This window comes from Microcystis sp. M_OC_Ca_00000000_C217Col, from assembly GCF_007095585.1.
In the GTDB taxonomy this organism is placed as follows: Bacteria; Cyanobacteriota; Cyanobacteriia; order Cyanobacteriales; family Microcystaceae; genus Microcystis; species Microcystis panniformis.
In genome coordinates, this window is the sequence record NZ_SFBV01000041.1 from 1 (window position 1) to 3,496 (window position 3,496).

Below are 3,496 nucleotides of genomic sequence, written 5' to 3' on the forward strand. Positions count from 1 at the left end.
TTTTAGTTTTTCTATTAAGCTCAACATATATTTAAAAAGTTGGCGGTCACTTCTCATTTTACCTGATAGTGATCGCTTTTACTTTTGATATTCTGATGGGAGAATGAAACAGCCCTACCTTAATAAGGGGGGTGCCGATCCCCCCTTAATCCCCCCTTGATAAGGGGGGTGTCTGACAACTTTTAAGACCTACCTACTTAATTGGCTTGATTCTAGTTATAGCTTAAATTGCTTTTCTATCAAAGACACGATCCAACTTCTGGGTAAAAAACGGGGCAGATTGACGATAATTTTATTAGCCAATTTACCGGCTACCACGTTGGGGCGTTTATTTGCCAAGGCAGTTAAAGCCTCTTGTACCACTACTTCCGCCGAATCTAACCGGCCGTTTTTGCCCATAAAGGCACTGGGAAATCGGGCCACCTCAAAAAAATTAGATTCCGTCGGACCGGGGCAAAGAGCGAGGATTTCAACGCCTTTGTCTTTATTTTCTGCCCAGAGAGACTCGCTAAAACTGAGGACAAAAGCTTTTGTCGCCGCATAAACGGAAAGATAGGGCAGCGGTTGAAACCCGGCAATGGAAGCAACATTGATAATTGCCCCTCCAGTGCCAGCAAGCATGGGACGGAGAAAATAGTGGCTTAATTCCACCAATACCAGATTATTTAACTGGATCATTTCTAACTGTCGGGCTAAATCCTGCTCGCTAAAAGCACCATAATCACCAAAACCGGCATTATTTACCAGTAAATCAACCTTGATTCCTTTTTGGTTCACTGTATCATATACCAGCTTTCCCGCCCCGGCAACGGTCAGATCTTGAACGATAACTGTCACTTTTACCCCGTATTGTTCCCCCAATTCCGCCGCTAATTGTTCTAGTTTATCCCTAGATCTAGCGACTAAAATTAGCTCCATTTGCCGTTGGGCAAGTTGACGGGCAAAGACGGCACCGATACCGGTGGAAGCACCGGTAATGAGGGCTGTTTTCATAGAAGATCAACCAAAAATAGCTTTTTTGCTGGAATTGTAGCACAATTACCCTTTCATTTACAGTTCTTAACTTGGCGGGGAAGACATTTTCTCAACTCAGAATATATGTTAGGCTAGAAATAGAACAAAGGTCGAGGAAGGTGCAGAAATGACAGTTATAAGCTTCACTGATCAAGATATTGCCAAATATACCACCGCTGATATTGCTTCTTTAGCCGAACGACTAGAAAAAGATGAGTATAGTAACCCTTTCGAGGCTTTGCGGGATTGGCATCTATTGCGGGCGATCGCTTTTCAAAGGCAGGAATTAGCCGAACCTTATCTTTATCTGTTGGATCTAGAAGCCTACGATGAGGCTTAAAGTGGCTTAGTTAAACAAAACTTAACACAAATTACTGGGGGTGTGAGACTAGCACACCCATTATTTTTGTTGATGGTATTCTCCGGCTGAAAACAGCCCCTAGCTTTTTGCCCCTTATTTCCCTACTATCAATAACAAAGTATTTTTAGGCGATCGACTAAATTATGGGCAAACAATACAACGTTTATGGGATCGGTAACGCGCTCGTCGATATGGAATTTCAAGTCTCTCCTGAATTACTGCAAGAATTAGGCATCGATAAAGGAGTAATGACGCTGGTGGACGAAAATCGTCAAACCCAGTTGATGGAAAAATTGGCTCTTGATTGTAAACGCAGCGGCGGCGGATCGGCGGCGAATACCCTAGTAGCGATCGCTCAGTTGGGGGGTAAAGGTTTCTATTCCTGTAAAGTGGGTAATGACGAATTAGGTAAGTTTTATCTGCAAGATCTGCGGGCCTGTGGTTTGCATACCAATGAACACGGCGGCGAAAAAGAGGTGGGAATCACGGGAAAATGTCTAGTTTTCGTCACTCCCGATGCCGATCGCACCATGAATACTTTTCTCGGCATCACCGGGGAAATTTCCGAACGGGAATTAGTCCCTTCAGCGATCGCTAATGCCGATTATCTCTATCTCGAAGGTTATCTCGTCACCTCTCCCACTGCCAAAGCTGCCGCTATTAAAGGGCGAGAAATTGCTCAGGCTGCTGGAGTCAAAACCGCTTTATCCCTGTCGGATCCCAATATGGCGATCTTCTTCCGGGAGGGATTACTGGAAATGATTGGAACGGGATTAGATTTCGTTTTCGCTAATGAGTCGGAAGCTTTGACTATTTCCAGCAGCGACGAAATCGAGTCAGCGATCGCCTATTTTAAAACCATTGCCAAAGGATTCGCTATCACCCGGGGTGCTAGTGGTTCTTTGATCTATGATGGCGAAAATCTCTTGGAAATTGACCCCCATCCCGTACAGGCGATCGATACCGTCGGTGCGGGGGATATGTACGCAGGTGCGTTTCTCTACGGTATTACCCACGGTATGGGTTACAAAGGAGCGGGAAATCTCGCTTCTCTAGCGGCTGCCCGGGTGGTTTCTACTTTTGGAGCGCGTTTACAAACCGAGGAAATTCAATCCCTGCGCGATTCGATCGTTTTGGGATAGGTTTTGTCGGCGATCGGGAGTCAGTAGTCAGGTTTTTTCTCCCTGCTCCCTGCTCATAGACAGTCTTAACCAGTAATTTAGATAGGGTTTGCTGAATAAATTTGAAATGTAGGCAAAGTAGGGGTTTTGGGGCTTTTCTCGCTCCCACAGGTGCAAGATTTTGAGAGAATCGTCGTTCAAAACCTTGCGTCTTCATCGGCCCGCGTCCTGTAGGGGCGAAGCATTCGGACAATAACCTATCTAAAAGGTATAGGAGGGCGGGGAGAAGGGAGCGGGTTTTTCAAGTTGGATTGGGGGTTAATCATGCTATGAAAAACCGATTCAGTATAACGGTAAAGTTAGACCGTCTTCACCGATAACTTTGGCTGAGTCATAGCGCTTCAATTGTAACGCGCCGGCTCTTCTCGACTTTGTGTGATAATTTTTGCTTATGTAAGGTGAAATGCTTATCCGGCAAAACTTTAATCGCTATTTGGCGGAAGAAACTATCAGTATAGACCTCGTTTCCACACAGAAACCAGAAGAACCACGCGCCCACCTTCCACTGCCTCAATCTGAAGTTTAAAGCCATACAAAAGACCCATCCCCACACATCATACGGGCTTTCTCTGGCTGCGACTGCCAAAACGGAAGACGGATCTATGTCCAATACGAATCAGCCAAGGTTGAGCATCAGGGACACGCTCATAGAGATGATCGGTAGCAGTAATCGTATCGTCGGCAAGCTCAAACGCTCCAGTTTCGATGTCGATCGCCACAATTCTCCCCTGATTTCCCTCCTCCACTTGAGAACGTACCTGAGATTCATAAATCTCATTACCACGTCGAGCGAATTCTTCTTTGCTGTAGCGGGGTTGTCGCAGCAATTCTCATTTTAAAAAGTAACAAGTGATACAGACAGAAACAAAGCTTTAAGCAAGCTACAAAATGCGCTCCCGCGAGTGCGACTGCATCGCAGAGAAGTGAGTATATAGAGTAT

Annotated in this window: 4 protein-coding genes; 2 read left to right on the forward strand and 2 right to left on the reverse strand. The window is 45.5% G+C overall.

Features of this window, described 5'->3' with window-relative positions; all coding sequences use genetic code 11:
• Positions 1-216 precede the first annotated feature (216 nt).
• Positions 217-993 carry an SDR family NAD(P)-dependent oxidoreductase gene (locus EWV66_RS02455; RefSeq protein WP_287107353.1) on the reverse strand — a complete coding sequence of 259 codons (777 nt, stop codon included), beginning with the start codon at positions 991-993 and terminating at the stop codon, positions 217-219.
• Between the two features lie 148 nt (positions 994-1,141).
• On the opposite strand from EWV66_RS02455, the gene isiD reads away from it, so the two are divergent.
• Together isiD and EWV66_RS02465 are read left to right on the forward strand one after the other, a co-directional pair.
• Positions 1,142-1,354 carry a protein IsiD gene (gene isiD / locus EWV66_RS02460; RefSeq protein WP_271988742.1) on the forward strand — a complete coding sequence of 71 codons (213 nt, stop codon included), beginning with the start codon at positions 1,142-1,144 and terminating at the stop codon, positions 1,352-1,354.
• A 164-nt stretch (positions 1,355-1,518) separates the two neighbouring features.
• Positions 1,519-2,517: an adenosine kinase gene (locus EWV66_RS02465; protein ID WP_287107355.1), complete on the forward strand. Its 999-nt coding sequence runs from the start codon at positions 1,519-1,521 to the stop codon at positions 2,515-2,517.
• Positions 2,518-3,110: 593 nt separating this feature from the next.
• Here the strand turns inward: EWV66_RS02465 and EWV66_RS02470 are convergent.
• Positions 3,111-3,383: a hypothetical protein gene (locus EWV66_RS02470; protein WP_287115890.1), complete on the reverse strand. Its 273-nt coding sequence runs from the start codon at positions 3,381-3,383 to the stop codon at positions 3,111-3,113.
• Positions 3,384-3,496: the final 113 nt, after the last annotated feature.